We start from the raw sequence: 18,370 nt of genomic DNA, 5'->3' as shown, positions 1-18,370 counted from the left end.
CGCTACGGGGACAGTTCAGCGGTCACCGAGACACTTCCCCTTTCGCAATGCCTTCGCGCACGGCGGTAGCCAACTCGACGATCGCGGTACGAGCATCGTCGAACGGATGCCGGAGGAACTCGTGAATCATCCCGTCATATCGCCGCACCGTTACCGGCACGCCGGCTTGTCTGAGTCGATTCCCGTACTGCTCACCCTCATCACGCAGGGCGTCATACTCAGCGGTGATGATGTACGTCGCTGGTAGACCCCGCAGATCGGGTTCGAGTAGAGGCGACACGCGGGGATCAAGCCGCTGTTCACGACTGTCCAGGTAATGGTCCATAAACCAGGTCTGCGCTTCTCGAGTGATGTTGCCGTAGTTACCCGCCAACCGGGTAATGGATTCGTTCTCGCGTCGAAAGTCAAGATCGGGGTAGATGAGAGCCTGGAAGGCTACGCGCGGTCCGCCAGCGTCGCGCGCGTTGAGCGCCACGGTTGCGGCTAGGTTGCCACCAGCACTGTCGCCGACCACCGCCAGACGGTCAGCGTCGACGCCGAGTTCGTCGGAATGATCGGCGATCCACTCGGTCGCGGCCAATCCGGCATTCACCTGAGCTGGGTACTTATGCTCTGGCGCGAGTGGATAGTCAACGGAGATCACTACCATCTCAGCGGCGTTGGCGAGGGAGCGAACCAAAGCGTCGTGCGACTCGATGTCGCCAAGGACATAACCGCCACCGTGAAAGAACACTGCGACCGGTGAGGCCGCATTCCGTGTGAGCGTCGGGCGGTAGATCCGAATGCGGAGTTCGCCGACTGTAGTCGTAACCAATCGGTCGGTAACCTCCGCCACCGATTCCACCTCGCGAATCGAGGCAGCGGTGAGTCTGTGGGCACCTTCGCGTGCCTGTTGCGGCGAGACAGTGTGCAGTCCAGCAAGATTGACGGCGCTGAGTCGGGTCAGGTGGGCCTCGACCTGGGGATGGAGCGGCATGGTGAGTCCTTGTTGTTTCGATGAATGGCTTGCACAATCGAGGATGCGACTTGAACCACGCTTCAAGTCAAGGAGGTCACATGAGTCAGGATCTGGACATCGGAGAAGTAGCCGCGCGCACCGGCACGAGCGCATCTGCCTTGCGGTTCTACGAGCGGCGCGGGCTCATCGCCTCGCGGGGTCGCAACGGCTTACGTCGAACGTTCGCGCCCGAGACTATCGATCGGCTGCTATTGATTCGATGTGCGCAAGATGCTGGTTTCACTCTCGCGCAGATCGGGCGCTTCCTGGTCGCGACGCCGGACGACGACGCACTGCGCGAGCGGATGGGCCAGCGAGCACTCGAACTCGACGATGACATTGCGCGGATGATGCGTATGCGCGACAGCCTGCGCCATGCTGCTACGTGTACTCACGTACCTCTGGTGGAATGTCCCGACTTCAAGGACCGACTGCTGCCGACGGATGCGGTTGAGAGCTGATTTCGAATCAATGATCGGCGAAAGCTGTGTTGGGTGGTCCCAGCTGGGTTCGAACCAGCGACCTCTCGCGTGTGAAGCGAGCGCTCTTCCACTGAGCTATGGGACCGGGCGGGAAATCCCGTGCACGAGGGAAGACACTAGCATGATGCCCCCTCGCATATCCAAATCGTTTTGCGCAGCTTCCCGCATCCGGTGCGATGCGGGGACCGTTGACGAATGACAGCGATGTAGTGCACGATGAAATGTATCTGACCAGCGGATTTGGTGAACAGCGATTGCATCCGATAATGTTTCTCCTCGCACCGCGAACGACGCCGAGTACGGGGGTCGACGCAGTGTGGGAATGCGGATGTAGCGCAGTTGGTAGCGCATCACCTTGCCAAGGTGAGGGTCGCGGGTTCGAATCCCGTCATCCGCTCGGAGTAGATTCGCAAGGATCTGCAGCGAGTTCCACTCGCAACTGGTGGTGTGGCCGAGTGGTGAGGCAACGGCCTGCAAAGCCGTGTACACGGGTTCGATTCCCGTCGCCACCTCCACCACCACCGAATTTCATAGTCTCGCGCGATTAGCTCAGCGGGAGAGCGCTTCCCTGACACGGAAGAGGTCACAGGTTCAATCCCTGTATCGCGCACCAGAGTTTACGCAGGTCAGGCCCCCCTTTCGAGGGGGCCTTTCGCGTTTGCGTGCAGAATACGTGCGGAATTCGATCAGCCCGGTAGGTACCCACACCACCGAAGGGCAAGACCATGACCATCAGCACTGCCATCGCTCCCGTCACCAGCGAAGTTGAGATCGTTCAGTTTGATCGCCACGACCGAAACGGCACCCCAGAGGGCGTTCACCTGTCGCTCACCCGACACTCCGACGGAAGCATGGAACTGTTTATGTTGGCCGAGATCCTCATCGAAGCCTCCGGCGCGGAGAGTGATCCCGCTGAGCTCCGTCAGCTCTCCGCAGCGTTTAACGAGGTAGCTGATCGCCGTCGAGGAGGTTCGACGAGTTGTCGGCGTCCTGTCTGCGCTGGAGTCCTCGAATGCCACGGCCATCGCTGGGGAGAGCAAGTACGTGACGGCCACCAACGACGGCGCATTCGCCTCACAGTTCTTCACGGTCTGAGAGGTCGCACTAATCGGTCGGTGCCATCCAGATACCGTCCGCCGAGCAATACGGAACTATCAGGATGGGAACCCCGGACTGAGGGCTCGACGCCGGGCGGGTTCAGGCCCCTTTGGCCCTTACCTTGTTGAATCAGCAGATGTTGACGCGTGGATAGCTAGCTAGCGTCGTTTAGAGGACTTCGTCGATCACGGCGTCAACTAGCCGGCGAACTGACACCTGAAAGTGGTCGTTTTTGGATTGCATGTCAAGCGTCGGCCCCGCTGAATGTCGGGTCGTTGGCCGAGTCGCCACAACAGCAGCGTCTCGGTGTTAGCGACTGACATTGAGTTCAGATCACGATCATCGACGGCCCGTCCAATCTCACCGCCAGTCTCGTCGCGGATGATCGTGATCGAGCGCGGCTTGTAGGTCTTACCGTCCATCTCGGTGATCGGCGAGGTGGTGACAATGTCATCACCTGCAATCGCCGCCTGTCGGTCTCGAATCAACGTCCGCCGCGATACTCCGGTAGCTGATTCGACGGCCGGTCACTCAACCCTGACACCCGCAGCGACGCAACGACTTCCGAACGCTCCCCGCGAGGCAGGCGCAGCCGCGACGTCCCGAACTCGCGGGTGCAGTAGTCGTCCCAGGACGTGTATCCCAGTGCCGCCCAAGCGCGTTCGGTGTACGCCTGTTCGATGAGATGCCAGCCCGCCTCAACCCCGACCTTGGTCTTGTCGGTGAGCGCGCGCGCATCGGTAGCATTCAGGTTCTGCTGCACACATATGGGGTCGGTTCTCAAACCTGCAGATTGTCTGCTTTACCCTTTTCCACCTACTTCCAACTGCCACAATTCGGACTTGCCATTGCTAACGCCACATCACTGTGCTTCCATGCATAGACAATTCAAGTTGTCGCATGCATGCGGTGTGAGCATTGGGGATCAGGAATGTCTCGTCGACTAGGGGTTGGTCTCACTGCCACCGTCGCGGCACTGGTAGTCGCGTCAGGGGTAGCCAGCATCACACTGGCGGCTCCGTCGTCGTTTGCCAATCAGACAGTGTCTAAGCGCACCGATGACGGCTGGCTCGTTACAGCCTCGAAACTGAACGAGAAAGTCCGTTCAGTGCCGCCGTTGGATCAAAGCCCGTGGACGCGTGAAGGGTATTTGTCGTTGAAGGGCACCGCCGATATTCGCGGCACTGGCAAGGTCGCGGTCAACTCCGGGGCACTCTCAGTCGGGTTCGCTGTTGCCTGCAACACCGACGTCACCTCCGGCGTCACCCTCGGCGTCACCGGTGGCCCGACAGCGCAGATGTCAATCAGTTACCCACCCGCAGTGATCTTGGGTGCGCAGGTGATGCCGAACATCTCCACCACCCTGCGCCCAGGCACCATTTCTGATGTGTCGTTCGGTTCGAAAAAGTTGGCTGCTGCGCACGCTGGGGTGGAACTCGACGGCGTCCATTTGAAGGTCTCGGGATGCCTCGGGCCGGTCGCCGTGCGCGCGTATGTGTCAGTCGCGATCTCAACACCATTGAACGACAACACCATCCACGTCTACGGCACACCCCACTACCTGTGATCAGGTCGTGCCGCGCCATCGCCAACAACGAACGCCCACACCGGAGAGACCACCATCATGACCACTAGTTCTGCACAAACCGAACCCATCTCGGCACTCGACAACACCTCCCGCGAACATCTAGCCACCCCGCCCCCGGCGCCGGCCGATAAGGCTGACGGCATACCAGTACTCAAAGTAGTGCTGTTCGTTGCCGGTACCGCACTTTTGATCGTCGCCGCAGCGAACCTCAATCACATGGGTGACTGGACCACCCGGTGGGGACAGATTCCAGTGTTCCTCGTGTTCTTCCTCATCATGTCCCTGGCCGGACGCTGGTTCTGGACCGGCGCAGATGCCATCGTTTCAGCGATCGTCGGGAACAAACGATGACCCACACCCAGCGGACTTTCTGGACACGTAAAACCACAGCAACCGTTTTCGCCGGCGCGATACTAGGAATCGGCGGTGGGCTAGGCATCGCAACCACGGCCGCCACACACTCCCCCGCGACGGCGGACGCATTATGTGATCAGATGCGTGCCCAATACGGCTCCAACTGGCCCTGCATCAGCGTCCCCACCTACACACCACCACCGACCCAAAACACTCCACCACCCACTGCTACCGGAAACAATGGCAGCAGTGGCGGAGTCAACATCGGAGCCAACCCCGGCACCGGACCCGGCGAAGGCAACGGCACACCCATCGTTCCCGTACCAGGCCAACAACGATCGGGGACCGGTACGCCCACCATCCGCACCCCGGCAGGCACCCCGACGGCCCCGACACAACAACCGCCGGCAACGCGTCAAGCAACACCACCGGCGCCTAGGCCTCAACCAACAAAGACCGCACCCACCCCGGTCAGCAATCCTGTTCAGCGCGAAGAAGCACTCTCACCGGTGCCCACACCGATCAAACCAGAAATCCCCATTAGCATCTGGCTGCTCACTGGAGCCACCGCAGTAGCAGTCGCCAACCCGAGGGTCCGGCAATCTCTAACGCCACGAAGTCAGACCACAAGTAGTGGCACTGGCCTTCTCGGGAACCTACTCAACTTCGGTCGCCACGACGCTGACTTGCCGGTTCCACAAGGTATCCCACGCCCCTTCCCTCCGATACCGCAGGAACCACGGGTTGTTCCTGCCAACAATCCATCGATCCCAGATCGCATCTACACCGCGGAAGATGCCGCGAAAGCGTATTTCGCTCTTTACAAGAGACCATTCTCGCGCAAACTTTATGACCATTTCCTCGGTAACACCGGCACCGACTATGTATACACAGAGCAGGAGGCACTGCAGGTCGCTAAGGCCACAGACGGGACAACACAGGCACAACTAGCCACCGCCGCACAGCAGGCCGCGAACAACGCGAAGAACGATCCCAGCCTCTACGGCAAGCCGCAGTACATCAACTCATCCTGGCAAGACGTGTACCAAACCGAAGATGGCGACATAACGACCGCACTCGGCCACTACTGGACTTCGGTAACTACGACGGTCGTGGTAACAAAGACCGCCAACCCCGATGTTGTCCACTACGAAATGAAATACCAGGTACACTTCTGGGACTACTATGATTTCGATATGGACTACCACAACTGGCTCGCACAGCTCAAGGACGGCGACATGGTTACATGGCTCAAGATGAATGTTGATATTGAAATGCAATGGCTACGTAAGGCAGGCTTCGCCAAGTACTTCCAGAATTACGGCAGTACGCCTCCAATGAGCAAATCCGGCGGATGGTCAGACTCGGTTTGATCTCAAATAGATGAGTTTACAAAGCGAAATCATACTCTGGCTATGCGGGATCACGATGCTAGCACTTCCGTTCTGCGCAATTCCAGCCATTAGAAACAGGAAGAGGAGCTCGCTAGATAAATTCATCCTTGTTCTCGCAATTGCAACTGCAGAGGTAATCATCGGCGGTCTTGCATTCTGGTTCCTTGTATTCTCAATTCCCCCCTATCCGTAATCGACTACGAACGCGCCTTCGATCGGACGCTTTCAGCGTAACGCAGACAACGCCCCCTGCGTCATTCGCAGGGCGCGTTGTTGTGCACGCCTCTTCATTCACCCACACGCACGCGCGAGATCGGGAAAATACAGTCGCCGCGGCTTCACGACTTATTCATTCGTCCGTGAACCCCAATAAGTTGCTTAGTCCAATTGGCGCTTCATCTGAAGTAGCCGCAAGAAGATTCCAACCACTCCAAACCAACGATTCGACAGATGACCGAGCGTTACCATGTAAACTGGCAGAGCCAGTGTCATATTCCCCCGAAGTACTTTGCCTTCGATGCGAGCTGCAGCGTTATGACTCTTACCAAACTTCCAAGACTGGAGGTTAGTCGACTAATAAGGTCGTTTGTTGCCACGTCTTCATTCGCTGCTCCGGGCTTGTTCGACTGGCCGTCTACGAATCCACCGGCAAAGACCTGTATTCGCCAGCCCCGAATGCTGATGGAAGCATGGGTAAGGACTCCAGTACCAACGGAATGCTCCGCTCGAAAGAGCTGTCCAACCCCAACACTCAGATATGGACGGGCGCACCCAGAAACGTCGACCCAGGTTCCCTGGGTGCTCAACCCGGAGATCTGCTGTTCTATGGCAAATCGGCATCCCCAACCGCACCGAACACCCACCATGTCGCGATCTACGTCGGCAACGGGGTCATCATCGAAGCGCCCCAGTCAGGCGAAGTCATCTCCATGAACCTATGGACCCCACACGACGACCTCGTCGGAATCCGGAGAGTCTCATGAACCCCCCATCACGCCTGCTCACCGCAACACTGGCCCTGACATGCACAATCGGACTGCTCGGCACCGCCGGCTGCGCCAACGCAGACCCCGACCGCCCACCTACATCGGGCGGCAATCCATCAACAACGACTCCAAGTACGTCGGACACCAGCAAAGACAACGCATTCTCCAACTGGAATCCCTGCGCCATTAGCCAGAAGGCGATCGCCGCGGTCGGCCTCTCGGGAGTCCAACCAAAACGCGCAAACTATGCGCAGCTGTGCACCTGGGACGGCCACGCACGCTCCGCGATAGTCAGAGCAATCGGTGCCCCGCCCCATGAAGCCCTGCAGCAGGGGTACTCGTCTGGGCCGAGCACAGAAGTCACAGTCGGAGGTCGCCGCTGCCTGTTGGCCACCAACGACGAGCGCGGCCAAATAGTCGCATGGTGGATTTTGATCCCGACCCGCCAGCACAACACGGTTGTCGCAGCCATCAATTTCCCATCGTCGCAGTCATCGAAAAACGTTAACGGCCTTGTACTGGCGAAAAGTTTCGCGACCCTCGTCATTCCATCAATCCCCGAATAGCTTCGCCCCTCGTTGCATCGGACTACCTACTTATCGTCGCAACAAACCTATTGATGGCGGTGTACTATCATTTATCACATATCCATATTGCCGAATTGGCGATATGGCAGCCGGGCTCTGGCGTACGCCGGTCCTGATGTCAGCCGAGTCAGCCCGAGGAGACCACTATGTCAGACCGATCCGGTGATCCCCTGTATCTCGCGTACGTCGAGTTGACCACCAATAGATTCGCCGAAACGGCTGAGGCGGCTGGGTTGGGCGCCCGCGGCACGATCCTCGAGATCTATACCAATCCGAACAACGGAGAAGACACGTCTATGAGATCTACTTCTCGCGCCCGAGCGATGGCGCGGATACGGAGAGCGTAGTCGCCGAACTCTCAGATTTCCGGGCCTTGAGGCCGATCCCCGGAACACGCGAGCCGAGCCAGTTTCGGCGAGATCAATGAGGATCCGGCAGAACCACAAGCCCGCATATCTACAGAAACGGGCAGGCGTGGAATGCTCGGATTTCGCCAACTTCCTCAGAATGGACGCCGCCGCATTGGCCAGGCACGGAGCACGTTCCAACGATCATTGGCGCGAAGATCGCCTACTCCTGGACTGGATTGACGACACTCTCGCAGGCGTCGAGAGCGGAAGCGTTCAGGTCACCACGCGATTGATCGACGAATGGAAGGAACGCAGGCGAATCGTGTTCCATTTGCCGCGTTGGCTTAATCAACGTGATATTCGTCGCGGAAGGTGACTCTCCAACCAATCGACCACTCCCTCACCACGGCAGCCGAATCCATGGGCTGCTCGGCTCGGTCAGCAACGAATCAATCAGCGGCAGAGTCTGTTCCAACGATTTCTCCGCCGCACCCGGACGGCCATCGCAACTCCACAACGCGCGCCCCAGCACGAAGGAATTGCCGAACTCACGCCAGTCGCCAAATGTGTTGCGAGCTCGCGCAGCACTCTCTACAACCAGTGGCAGCACCTCCTCGGGAGTGATCCAGTCGGCGGCGACGGTGCGGCGTGCCAGCATCGCCAACCGAACCACATCCCACGCGTAGGTGGAAGGCGGAAGCGGCGAGAGCATCTGCGGAAGCGACAGTGCCGCAATCGCTTCGCCAGCCAATGCCGACCCACCGAACCCGTGCTCGGAGCGCAGCGCACGCAGCAACTCATGCTGATGCTCCTGCGGGGCACCGACGGCGGGCAACACGACCGAGATCAGCTGATCGAACTCTGGCGCGTGCATCCCGTCGAGCAGGGCGGCCATCGTCTTCATGGCATCGTCGTGGCCCCGGATACCCCAGCTTCGCTTCAGTCCTGACCGATTAGCGATACGAAAGGCCGCGTTGTAGTCGAGGTCGTCGCAGTGATCAGCGGTGATGCCGTCACGAGTTTCCATCGCCAGATACACCGCTCCCGCAGCGAACGCCCGCACCTGCTCGGTCGTGTACTTCGGAGTTTCCAACCACCTATAGACGATCGACATGGCCATGAACCTAGCCGACGACGCCGCACCACTCCGCACCGCTGTGGCCCAATTAGGCCCGATCGGCACCGATCGTCGCTGGCTCCGGAACATACGGAGTGAAGAACTGATTGGCGGGTGCGCCTTCCAGCGTCATCACCAGCGCCGGCACCGACATGCCGTCGATCTGCTCGCGAATGATGTCAGCATGTCCGGCATGGCGCGCGTACTCCTCGACGAGGTGGTTGAGAAAGTAACGCAGGCGGATCGGCCGAGCGTCGTAGATACCGCTCCAGGGCGCGGGAGGTGCGAGCGTTTCGGCATTCGGGTTACTGGCCAAGACCAGATCACGCAACCGCGCACGCGTGGCGTCGAAGTCGCTGAGTAAGGCATCGACGGACTCATCACCGCCGACCACAAAACCAGCGAGGTACTCGGCGATGCCGTCCGCCGACATCTCCGGGGTCGCGTCTGCACCGCCCAGCCGATCGACCGCGTCGCGCATCCCGTGGAGCGTATGTTTAATCAGACCGCCGACGGAAAGTTCGCTGCGGCAAGGTGTTTCGCGCAGTTGGTCAGCGGTCAGTCCAAATGCCGCCGCACGAATAGCGTCGAGTTGCTGGTCGATGTAGTTAGCGATGCCGGTTGCCTCGTCGTCGCGCTGGGGCAGATACATGTCGATTCTCCTTGGCTGAAGGTTGGTGTGCTTCCACAGACGAGTGTTCAACACCTTCCGGACAGTTTCTGTCCGCTATTCAACAGACATCCATTCGCTACCGTGTCCTGGTGACTGTGAATACGAATATGTCTGTCTCCTTGGCCACCGATACGGACCTCGCCGAGTCGATCGCAGAGGTCGCCGCCATCACCTTCCCGCTCGCCTGCCCCCCGGATTCACACCCCGATTCGATAGCCGAATTCATCGCGAATCAGTTGGCCCCAACGAACTTTCACACCTACATCGCCCACGATGACGCCGAAGTCCTTATCGCAGAACAAGACTCACAGATCATCGGCTATAGCCTGGTATTGCATCGGGAGCCGCCAGACTCCGACGTCGCCGCAGTCGTGACCGCTCGCCCGGTCTCAGAGGTCAGCAAGATGTATGTCCTGCCCGACCATCACGGCGCAGGGGCCTCCCACGAGTTGATGAGACACGCCATCGAGTCGGCGCGTGCGCGCAAAAGTGCCATCATCTGGCTGGGAGTGAACCAGGAAAACCACCGGGCACAACGCTTTTACGCAAAGATGGGTTTTGACGTCGCCGGAACCAAGACCTTCGACCTCGGCGGCACCATCGAGCACGACTATGTGATGACGCGCCTGCTCGCGTGAACGACGGCGCTATACGCCAGCCTCAGCGAAACGCGACAACGCCAGCAATCGCGACGTCGCGCGCAGGTATTTCTTCTTGTATCCGCCGTTGAGCATTTCCTCGGTGAAGATCTGGTCGAGTTTGGCGCCAGACACCATCACCGGCACACCCGCGTCGTACAGACGGTCAGCGAGCACGACGATGCGCAATGCCACCGACTGGTCGTTAACCGGATGCACGTCGCTCATGCATACCAACGTGACGCCGCTGACGAGCGCCTTGTATTTCGACGGATGCAGCGTCGCCAGATGCGAGCAGAGTGCGTCGAAGGCATCCAGGGTTGACCCATCGGTCGACTCGGCCAGTGCGATCAATTCGGCGTCGGTATGCGGGTCCGGCGCCGGCGGCAGGTCGCGGTGCCGGTAGTCGGGTCCGTCGACGCGGATGGTCTCGAAGATTCCGGACAGTTTGCGAATCTCGCGCAAGAAGTCCTGGGCGGCGAACCGTCCCTCGCCCAACTGTCCCGGCAACGTGTTCGACGTCGCGACGATGGACACACCCTTCTCAGTCAACTCGGCGAGCAACCGGGACACCAGCATAGTGTCGCCCGGATCGTCGAGTTCAAACTCATCAATGCAGATCACGCTGTGATCGGCAAGGCGCTCGACGGCGTTGATGAAACCCAACGCGCCGACCACCTGGGTGATCTCGACGAAAGTCGCGAAGGCCTTGGGACCCGGCATTGAGTGGTAGATCGACGCCAGCAGGTGCGTCTTACCGACGCCGAATCCGCCGTCGAGGTACAGACCAATGCCATGTGGCGCTGGCTTCCGGCCGAAAAGCCCGCGTTTACCGGTACGCGCTTTGGTCGCCCGTTCGACGAAACTACGCGCGGCAGAGACCGCTGCGGCCTGCGACGGCTCATTCGGATCGGGAATATAGCTGTCGAAGCTCACGTCGTCGAATGTCGGCGGCGGCACCATCTCGGCGATGAGCGCTTCCGGCGCGACGACTGGGTTTCGATCGCACAACTTCGACGTCATCAACGCACCTGATCGGCGGGAACGACGCGAGCGGGCCCGCAGTTTCTGGCCACACAACTATTCATGCAGGCAAGGGTAACCAGCCCAGGCACAATGGCATGGTGTTCCTATTACATAAAGCGACCCAGGTCACAACTCCCCCGGTGCCCGAATCGGATTCTGAGCTGAACAACTGGTTGGAGCAGGCGTACTCCTATCCAGCCGTCGACACGCCATATCTGCGCGTCAATTTCGTAGCATCGGTTGACGGCTCGGCAACGTTCGACGGGCGTTCGGGAGGACTGGCCAACGAAGGCGACAAACTCATCTTCGGAGTGCTTCGCAAACTCGCCGACGCGATCATCGTCGGCGCTCGCACTGCGGTCACCGAAAACTACCGCGCACCCGAGAGCGGGGTACTGATCCTGGTGTCATCATCCCTGTCGATTCCGTTGGACTACGAGGCTTTGTCGTCGCCACGCGTCTTGATCGTCACGTCGAAGACTGCCGACGCCGATCGTCGCGCCGAACTCGTCGATGCCGGCGCGACGATCATCGACGGCGGCGAGACTGCTGTCGACATGCCCGCGTTGGTCGACTTTTGCCGCGAGCGCGGACACACAAAGCTCCTATGCGAAGGCGGGCCGTCACTATTCGGCACGCTGCTCGCCGACGATTTGGTCGACGAATTGTGTCTCACCACGTCACCGACCCTCGCCGGCGGAGTCGGGAATCGAATTGCCCACGGCCCCAACCCAATCGACCTTCGCCCCGTCGCGCTGCAGCAACTACTCGGCGACGACGACGGATATCTCTACGCGCGCTGGACGCGGCGGGCCTGATCAACGGTGCCGTCCGCTCCGACTACCCTCGCCGATATGCGACCTCGCCTGATCCTGGGTGCCTGCCTCACCGCGGCGGCCATCCTCCTCGCCGGCTGCGCCACCGGCCCCGACACCGGCCCCGCGATAGTCACCGGCGGGAATGGCGGTGACAACCCGGCGCCGTCCACGTCGAAGGCACCGCCGGTTCCGGTACTGCAGGCTCCACGCACCGATCTCAGCTGGACCGACTGCGCCGCATCCGTGCTCGACCGCTTCAAGGTCGCGGCGCCCGCCACGGGCACCACCATCGAATGCGCGTCATTCACCTCACCGATCGACCCCACCCAAGACTCCGAGCTGCTCACCATCGACGCGGTGCGCGTTCGTACAGCATCGACGCCGAAGACTGCGCCGCCATTGGTGCTGACTACCGGAACCGACCTACCCGCGCAGCGGGCCCTGTTGATGCTCGCCAGCGGTGACGGAAAGTCGCTGCTCACGCGCAACCCGGTCGTCGCGGTGGAGATGCGCGGAACCGACTCTCGTTCAGCCATCGACTGTATGACGACTATCGACGCATCAACAATCGTCAACAATGGGATCGCCGGCTATCCCGGCCCGTTGCGTGCACCAGGCAATGCGACAACGCAACAGCGCATCGACCGGCTGGCCAAGTCCGCGTCGTCGGCCGCCGACACCTGTACCGACACCCTCTCGCCCAATCAATTGAGTTTCAGTTCCCAACTGGCCTCGACTGACCTCAATGCATTGCGCGCCAAATGGGGTGTCGAGAGGCTCGCGATCCTCGGACTGGGCAGCGGCGCCGACGTCGCGTTGTCCTTCGCGGCTCAGTATCCCGACCGCGTCGGCCGGCTCATCCTCGACACACCGACATCGGTCGGCGCGAATACCCGCGATCGGGCCGCGACGTCGGCCACCGGAGTGCAGCGCGCGCTGACGACGTTCGCTCAGCAGTGCTCTCAACTCGCGCAATGCGGGTTGGGAACCAACAATCCCCAAGCAACTATCGCCTCAGTGCTGAACAAGGCCGGGCGCGGACAGATACCCGACATCTCCGACACGAACGTCCTGACCGCGATCACGACTGCCCTGGGCACCGCCCTGACCGATGCTGACCGCGCCGCGCTGGCCACCGCGATCGGCGCGGCCGACCGGGGTGACACCAAAGCGCTCACCGCGTTGGTCAGCGCCACGACGCGCTTGCGCTCGACCCAACCGCAGCTACTGAGCACCTGCAACAACTCGTCGGGATCGGTCGGCCTCGACCAAATTCCGGGCCTGATAACTACCTGGACGAAGCAGAATCCGCTGACTGGCACCGACGCCGGGTTGTCGCTGGTGCGATGCAACGGTTGGGGCACCACACCAGCTCCCAAAGCTCCGACCACCTACGCGATCGCGCCGTTGGTCCTTGCCGGCACCAACGATCCGATCAATGGCAGTGACGCGACGGCACTAAGTTCTGGGTTCGCCAAATCTGGGACCACTCCTGTCTCGGTAAGCTGGGATGGTTTGGGCTACTCAGTCGCCGCGCATAGCTCCTGCGCGGCCGACACGGTGAGCGACTATCTGAAGCCGGAACCGCTCGTCGGCCCCGCCGAGCGCGCATGTCCGAGCTGACACGCGCACGCGGTATTTTTCTCCGCAAACGACGACGTAGTAGGGTTCGCGAGTGGCCATAGCCAACCGTGTCTTATATCCGCAGATGAATGTGCAACGGATCATCCCGATGATCCTGTGGCCGATCAGCATCATGATGGTCCTGCAACGCGCGATCATCCTGGGCGTGAACGGCGATCGAACCGACGATTTCACGCCGGTCTATCAGGCTGCTCTGCGATTCCTCAACCATCAGTCGGTGTACGGCGAGGCGTACAACACCGTCGAACCGCACTACCTGTACCCGCCGTCGGGAACCCTGTTGATGGCGCCGCTGGCGGTCATCGATCCCGAACGCTCTCGCTGGTTGTTCATCACATTCAGCGTTATCGCATTGATCTTGTCCGCCTACCTGCTGACGAAACTCTTCGGATTCGGTTGGCGGTCATGGGTTTTCCCGACCGTGCTGTTCTTCTTCTTCAGCACCGAGACAGTTGCTCACACCCTGATCTTTACGAATTTCAATTCATTCGTGCTGGTCGGCATGTTGGCCTTCATGATCTTGATGCTGCGCAATCAGCAGTGGTGGGCGGGGGTGCCCATCGGGTTGGCTCTGGCGGTGAAGCCGGTGCTACTTCCGCTCCTGTTGCTGCCGCTACTGAATCGTCAGTGGCGAATTCTGGTGACCGCGATTGGCATCCCGCTGGTGCTGACGGTCCTGGCCTGGCCGGTCAGCGTCGACCCGATGGACTTCGTCAAACGCACCTACCCGTATCTACAAGAGGCACGTGACTACTACAACTCGTCGATCGCGGGCAACGGACTCCACTACGGCGTAGACAGTTGGCTGATCCTGATCCTGCGCGCCGCATTCGCCGTGATGGCTGTCTTCAGTCTGTGGTTCCTCTACCGCTACTACCGCGAGGCCAACCCACTTCTCTGGCTCACCACCTCCTCGGGCATCTTGCTGTGCAGTTCTTTCCTCGTCGGACCACTTGGCCAGGGTTACTACTCGATGCTGCTCTTCCCGCTGCTGATGTCGGTGTTCATTCCTGGGTCTCCGATGCGCAACTGGCCGGCGTGGCTGGGCGTCTACGGGTGTTTCAGCTTCGACACCTTCTTCTCCACCCGGTGGGAACCGTTCGGACGGCTGCTGGAGTACAACAAGGTGACCTGGGGTTGGTCCCTATTGATGATCGCGGTGTTCTGCTCGTTGCTCTTCCGCTACCTCGATCTGCGCAGGGCGGGCGAAGCCGGACCGTTCCTCACTGAACTCGCCAAGTCCGACGCTCCTTCGGTGCAACCAGACGTCGAACCTGGCAGTACCGCGGCACCGGTGGCTACGCTGAAGAAATGACCTCTGATTCACAGCCCGCACCCGTCGATGACCTGAGCAATCTGACCGACGAACAATGGCGGGAACGCCTGACGCCGGCCGAGTTCAAAGTCTTACGCAAAGCCGGCACCGAAGCGCCCTTCGTCGGCGAGTACACCGACACCAAGACCACCGGGATCTATCGCTGCCGCGCGTGCAATACCGAGCTATTCCGCAGTGATGAGAAATTCGACTCCCATTGCGGCTGGCCGTCGTTCTTTTCCCCGCTCGCCGGTGACCGAATCATTGAGCGCGCCGACAATTCACTCGGCGCGCATCGCGTTGAAGTCTTGTGCGCCAATTGCGGCAGTCACCTCGGTCACGTGTTCTCCGGCGAAGGCTACGACACCCCAACCGACCTGCGGTACTGCATCAATTCAATAAGTCTGACGCTGGAGTCAAGCGAGTAGAACAACCGGCCGCCGGCGACTTCACATCATGCGTTACTGCCCGATGTAGTCGTACGCCCGTTGCCAGTCACGTCGGTATGCGCTCGCATCGAGCTGTCCGTGCCGATATTGGTCGCTCGATTCGATGAGTCGTTGGGCGACCAGTAATGCTGCGGTGCCGCCCGCGAAGTAGCGGGTATTGGGTGGGGCCAGCGTCAGAACTTCGGCTACCCGTGTTCGGATTCCGCGCACCCGGACGGCCATTGCGATCGTCAGGACGAGCGGAATCGCGATCGAGACAACGACCGCGAGTGGTGTCGCTAGATGACCGGCGACAACGAAGAACAGGACAATGCCACAGATGATTCCGACGATCGGCCATGCACGCCACGCCCGCAACCAGCCGCGATCATTGCGGCTGCACTCTGGTGGAAATACCACCATGTGGACGCGGTGCAGCCCGTAGCACTCGTCGGACTCGGTATAGGAACCCCATTGATAGCTGGCCATGAATCAATCATGTTGCCGCACAGCTGATCATCACGCGTTCTATACGAAAATTATGCGGTGCGAAGATCAACTCCTACGCGGTCTTGACAACCCTGGACGACCTACGGCGTCAACGTCAACGTCGTCAATGTTCCGGTCGCATCGGCGGCTCCATCGCCTGCTGACGACGCATCGATCGACCCGATTTCGCCGCGCCTGCCGATTGGTTCGACGTCGGTGCGCACAAGTTCTGCCAGTGTCACCTGATCGGTGATCAATGCGGGGAAACGTTCACCGTCATCTGTACGTCCGATAACCCATCCCCGGGTCGGAGTGCCGTCACGATCGAATTCGACAGTGTAGGTCTCCACCACACCGGCGCCCTGGTCCGGCTCGATGATCGGCGGATGCTCTTGAGGGTTGGCCGGCGCCGCTCCCCCGCTGAACGGCTCGGCCGGTCGCTGCGAATCCAGTACCACCGCATGGTGTTTGGTGAGCATGCCACCATTGGCGTACACCAGACCCAAGCCGCGCTCCTTCCGAAGACGTTCGGTGACCGCGACCAATCCGTGCGTCGAGTAATTGTTTCCCGGCCCGCCGAATGCGGATAAGCCGCCGGTCGAAGTCAGTCTGGCGTCGAGCGGATGGCTGAGCACCTTGGCGGCGAATTTCACAACCACGGGGAAACAACTGTAGATGTCGAGGACGCCAACCTCCGACGCGGATACACCGGCGCGATCAAGCGCCGCCCGCAGAGCCGACTCCAGCGCGACTGAGGAATGGAAGTCGCTGCGCGACAGTAAATCCACCGGCTCGGCGGCACCAGCGGCGGATCGCACATAGATCCACTTCGACTCGTCGATGCCGGCCTCGCGAGCGACGGCGACGTTGGTCACGACGACCGCCGCGGCCTGGTCAACACCGATCTGGGCATTCATCCGCACCGGATACGGCTGACAGATCATCCGATTTGCCGGTGTGACAGTGCCGATCTCTCCGGCGGTCCGAATATGCGGGTCCCACGCCGCCGCCTGGCGCGCCGCAACGGTGGTGAAGTCCGCGAATAGTTGCGCCGATTCTTCTTGGGCAGCAGCGAAGTTCAAGCCTCGTTGCGCACGAAATGCGTTCTCGTACAGTGGATAGCAGCGAGTGGGCAAACCCAGGTGATACCGCATCATGACATCCGATGCGATTTCCGAAACGTCAACGCGTGTCAACGCGCCGGGCGTCCAGTCGGGCACCTGACCGGTACCCAAAACCGCCCGCAACGAGGCGACGGCCTCGGCTCCACCCACGATCGCGACACTGCTGGTGCCGGCTGAGATCGCTGCCGCGACGTCGTCGAGGATCTGGCCGGGCTGATTTCCACCCATTGGTCCGGAAATGAATTGTGTTGGCCGCGCGCCGATCTCGCCGCCGACGATGGCCGGGAGATTGTCGTACCCCCAGGAGGCGACATCGGTGGTGCCGATGGTGTCAGCCTGCGTCACGATCGAGGGAGCGCCGGAGTCGGCGGCCGCCCGGCCGATCGCGTCGACGAATAGGTCGAGCGGCGACCGCGCCGCTTGCGGGTCGCGGTCACGATTTGCGCGGAGTTGCCCGACGCCGACGATCACGGGCGTGCGGTTATCTGCTGTTGACATACATCCCTTTGGTCAGGCCGGCGCGTTCAGTAGCGGCCGTGTCGAAGAAGTCGCGATCAGGGTAATGCGGTGACCAATTCGGCTGGATCGACCCGCGGCCCGGTGAAGAACGGGGTTTCCTCGCGTACATGCATCCGCGCCTCGGTAGCGCGCAGATCACGCATCAGATCAACGATGCGAATAAGTTCGGGTGCCTCGAACGCGAGTATCCACTCGTAGTCGCCCAGAGCGAAAGATGGCACCGTGTTGGCACGCACGTCTTTGTATCCACGCGCTTGTTTTCCGTGGTCGGCGAGCATCTTGCGGCGCTCTTCGTCGGGCAGCAGGTACCACTCGTAGGAGCGGACGAATGGGTACACGCAGATGTATTTGCCGGGATCCTCACCGGCAAGGAAGGCCGGGATATGGCTCTTGTTGAACTCGGCGGGCCGATGGACGGCAACATTGCTCCATACCGGGTTACTGGCCCGGCCGAGTGCGGTTTCCCGACGAAAGCGCTGGTAGGCAGCCTGTAGGTCTTCGACGTCCGGTGCGTGCCACCAGATCATGAAATCGGCGTCGGCACGCAACCCCGAGACGTCGTACATCCCTCGAACCACGATCCCGCGGTCCTCCACCGATTTGACGAACTCGCCTAGTTCGTTGGCAGCCTCGGTGCGATCGGCTGGTAAGTCTCCCGGACGCACCGCGAACACCGAGAACATCAGGTAGCGCACGGTCGAGTTGAGTTCGTCATAGTCCAAGCGGGTCATGAATCCATCGTG

Annotated in this window: 21 protein-coding genes and 4 tRNA genes; 16 read left to right on the top strand and 9 right to left on the bottom strand. The window is 60.6% G+C overall.

What is annotated here, in order from left to right; translation table 11 throughout:
• Positions 1-22: 22 nt before the first annotated feature.
• On the bottom strand, positions 23-976 hold the full coding sequence (locus tag AAFP29_RS12325; protein ID WP_419217652.1) for an alpha/beta hydrolase: 954 nt from the start codon (positions 974-976) through the stop codon (positions 23-25).
• Positions 977-1,056: 80 nt separating this feature from the next.
• Here AAFP29_RS12325 and AAFP29_RS12320 point away from each other — a divergent pair, with 80 nt between their 5' ends.
• Complete coding sequence (locus AAFP29_RS12320) at positions 1,057-1,458, top strand: MerR family transcriptional regulator (RefSeq protein WP_419217651.1); 402 nt, start codon at positions 1,057-1,059, stop codon at positions 1,456-1,458.
• A 34-nt stretch (positions 1,459-1,492) separates the two neighbouring features.
• Here the strand turns inward: AAFP29_RS12320 and AAFP29_RS12315 are convergent.
• Positions 1,493-1,564, bottom strand: a tRNA-Val gene (locus AAFP29_RS12315).
• A gap of 239 nt (positions 1,565-1,803) precedes the next feature.
• Between AAFP29_RS12315 and AAFP29_RS12310 the strand changes: the two genes are divergently transcribed.
• The 3 genes from AAFP29_RS12310 to AAFP29_RS12300 all read left to right on the top strand — a co-directional run bounded on the left by AAFP29_RS12310 (position 1,804) and on the right by AAFP29_RS12300 (position 2,092).
• Positions 1,804-1,876: transfer RNA gene (locus AAFP29_RS12310), tRNA-Gly, on the top strand.
• A gap of 44 nt (positions 1,877-1,920) precedes the next feature.
• Positions 1,921-1,994: transfer RNA gene (locus tag AAFP29_RS12305), tRNA-Cys, on the top strand.
• Between the two features lie 23 nt (positions 1,995-2,017).
• Positions 2,018-2,092 (top strand) — tRNA-Val (locus tag AAFP29_RS12300).
• Positions 2,093-3,061: 969 nt separating this feature from the next.
• Here AAFP29_RS12300 and AAFP29_RS12295 read toward each other — a convergent pair.
• On the bottom strand, positions 3,062-3,361 hold the full coding sequence (locus tag AAFP29_RS12295; protein ID WP_419217650.1) for a hypothetical protein: 300 nt from the start codon (positions 3,359-3,361) through the stop codon (positions 3,062-3,064).
• Positions 3,362-3,508: 147 nt separating this feature from the next.
• Between AAFP29_RS12295 and AAFP29_RS12290 the strand changes: the two genes are divergently transcribed.
• The 7 genes from AAFP29_RS12290 (at position 3,509) to AAFP29_RS12260 (ending at position 8,212) form a co-directional block, all read left to right on the top strand.
• Entirely contained in the window at positions 3,509-4,144 is a 636-nt protein-coding gene (locus tag AAFP29_RS12290) for an MspA family porin (RefSeq protein ID WP_419217649.1), read from the top strand.
• Between the two features lie 57 nt (positions 4,145-4,201).
• A complete protein-coding gene (locus AAFP29_RS12285) occupies positions 4,202-4,516 on the top strand; it encodes a hypothetical protein (protein ID WP_419217648.1) in 315 nt (104 codons plus the stop codon).
• A gap of 512 nt (positions 4,517-5,028) precedes the next feature.
• Positions 5,029-5,892: a hypothetical protein gene (locus AAFP29_RS12280; RefSeq protein ID WP_419217647.1), complete on the top strand. Its 864-nt coding sequence runs from the start codon at positions 5,029-5,031 to the stop codon at positions 5,890-5,892.
• 623 nt (positions 5,893-6,515) lie between these two features.
• Positions 6,516-6,896, top strand: a complete 381-nt coding sequence (locus AAFP29_RS12275; RefSeq protein WP_419218086.1) for an NlpC/P60 family protein — start codon at positions 6,516-6,518, stop codon at positions 6,894-6,896.
• On the top strand, positions 6,893-7,465 hold the full coding sequence (locus tag AAFP29_RS12270) for a DUF3558 family protein (RefSeq protein WP_419217646.1): 573 nt from the start codon (positions 6,893-6,895) through the stop codon (positions 7,463-7,465). Before AAFP29_RS12275 ends, AAFP29_RS12270 begins: the two co-directional genes overlap by 4 nt.
• A 167-nt stretch (positions 7,466-7,632) precedes the next feature.
• Positions 7,633-7,833, top strand: a complete 201-nt coding sequence (locus AAFP29_RS12265; RefSeq protein ID WP_419217645.1) for a hypothetical protein — start codon at positions 7,633-7,635, stop codon at positions 7,831-7,833.
• A 76-nt stretch (positions 7,834-7,909) separates the two neighbouring features.
• Positions 7,910-8,212, top strand: coding sequence for a hypothetical protein (locus tag AAFP29_RS12260; protein WP_419217644.1), 303 nt, complete (start codon positions 7,910-7,912; stop codon positions 8,210-8,212).
• A gap of 24 nt (positions 8,213-8,236) precedes the next feature.
• On the opposite strand, the gene AAFP29_RS12255 is transcribed toward AAFP29_RS12260, so the two are convergent.
• Both AAFP29_RS12255 and AAFP29_RS12250 read right to left on the bottom strand, forming a co-directional pair.
• A complete protein-coding gene (locus AAFP29_RS12255) occupies positions 8,237-8,950 on the bottom strand; it encodes a DUF1266 domain-containing protein (protein WP_419217643.1) in 714 nt (237 codons plus the stop codon).
• A 52-nt stretch (positions 8,951-9,002) separates the two neighbouring features.
• A complete protein-coding gene (locus tag AAFP29_RS12250) occupies positions 9,003-9,605 on the bottom strand; it encodes a DUF664 domain-containing protein (protein ID WP_419217642.1) in 603 nt (200 codons plus the stop codon).
• Between the two features lie 107 nt (positions 9,606-9,712).
• Between AAFP29_RS12250 and AAFP29_RS12245 the strand changes: the two genes are divergently transcribed.
• On the top strand, positions 9,713-10,264 hold the full coding sequence (locus tag AAFP29_RS12245) for an N-acetyltransferase family protein (RefSeq protein ID WP_419218085.1): 552 nt from the start codon (positions 9,713-9,715) through the stop codon (positions 10,262-10,264).
• Positions 10,265-10,273: 9 nt separating this feature from the next.
• Here AAFP29_RS12245 and zapE read toward each other — a convergent pair whose 3' ends face one another.
• The gene (gene zapE / locus AAFP29_RS12240; protein WP_419217641.1) at positions 10,274-11,287 is read right to left on the bottom strand and encodes a cell division protein ZapE; all 1,014 of its coding nucleotides are present in this window, start codon (positions 11,285-11,287) and stop codon (positions 10,274-10,276) included.
• Positions 11,288-11,388: 101 nt separating this feature from the next.
• On the opposite strand from zapE, the gene AAFP29_RS12235 reads away from it, so the two are divergent.
• From AAFP29_RS12235 to msrB, 4 genes are read left to right on the top strand one after another with little or no spacing between them, the layout of a single operon-like run.
• Positions 11,389-12,108, top strand: coding sequence for a dihydrofolate reductase family protein (locus AAFP29_RS12235; protein ID WP_419217640.1), 720 nt, complete (start codon positions 11,389-11,391; stop codon positions 12,106-12,108).
• A gap of 36 nt (positions 12,109-12,144) precedes the next feature.
• Positions 12,145-13,731: an alpha/beta hydrolase gene (locus tag AAFP29_RS12230; RefSeq protein ID WP_419217639.1), complete on the top strand. Its 1,587-nt coding sequence runs from the start codon at positions 12,145-12,147 to the stop codon at positions 13,729-13,731.
• A 52-nt stretch (positions 13,732-13,783) separates the two neighbouring features.
• Positions 13,784-15,067 carry a glycosyltransferase family 87 protein gene (locus AAFP29_RS12225; protein ID WP_419217638.1) on the top strand — a complete coding sequence of 428 codons (1,284 nt, stop codon included), beginning with the start codon at positions 13,784-13,786 and terminating at the stop codon, positions 15,065-15,067.
• On the top strand, positions 15,064-15,495 hold the full coding sequence (gene msrB, locus AAFP29_RS12220; RefSeq protein ID WP_419217637.1) for a peptide-methionine (R)-S-oxide reductase MsrB: 432 nt from the start codon (positions 15,064-15,066) through the stop codon (positions 15,493-15,495). Before AAFP29_RS12225 ends, msrB begins: the two co-directional genes overlap by 4 nt.
• Positions 15,496-15,528: 33 nt before the next feature.
• Here msrB and AAFP29_RS12215 read toward each other — a convergent pair whose 3' ends face one another.
• The 3 genes from AAFP29_RS12215 to hemQ form a co-directional block, all read right to left on the bottom strand.
• Positions 15,529-15,984, bottom strand: a complete 456-nt coding sequence (locus AAFP29_RS12215; RefSeq protein WP_419217636.1) for a DUF6611 family protein — start codon at positions 15,982-15,984, stop codon at positions 15,529-15,531.
• Between the two features lie 101 nt (positions 15,985-16,085).
• Positions 16,086-17,606, bottom strand: coding sequence for a hypothetical protein (locus tag AAFP29_RS12210; protein ID WP_419217635.1), 1,521 nt, complete (start codon positions 17,604-17,606; stop codon positions 16,086-16,088).
• A 56-nt stretch (positions 17,607-17,662) separates the two neighbouring features.
• Positions 17,663-18,358 carry a hydrogen peroxide-dependent heme synthase gene (gene hemQ, locus AAFP29_RS12205; RefSeq protein ID WP_419217634.1) on the bottom strand — a complete coding sequence of 232 codons (696 nt, stop codon included), beginning with the start codon at positions 18,356-18,358 and terminating at the stop codon, positions 17,663-17,665.
• Positions 18,359-18,370: the final 12 nt, after the last annotated feature.

It is taken from the genome of Gordonia sp. CPCC 205333, from assembly GCF_048537885.1.
Lineage (GTDB): Bacteria > Actinomycetota > Actinomycetes > Mycobacteriales > Mycobacteriaceae > Gordonia.
The sequence above is the reverse complement of the archived record's forward strand: the minus strand, read 5'-3'. Positions and strand labels throughout refer to the sequence as shown.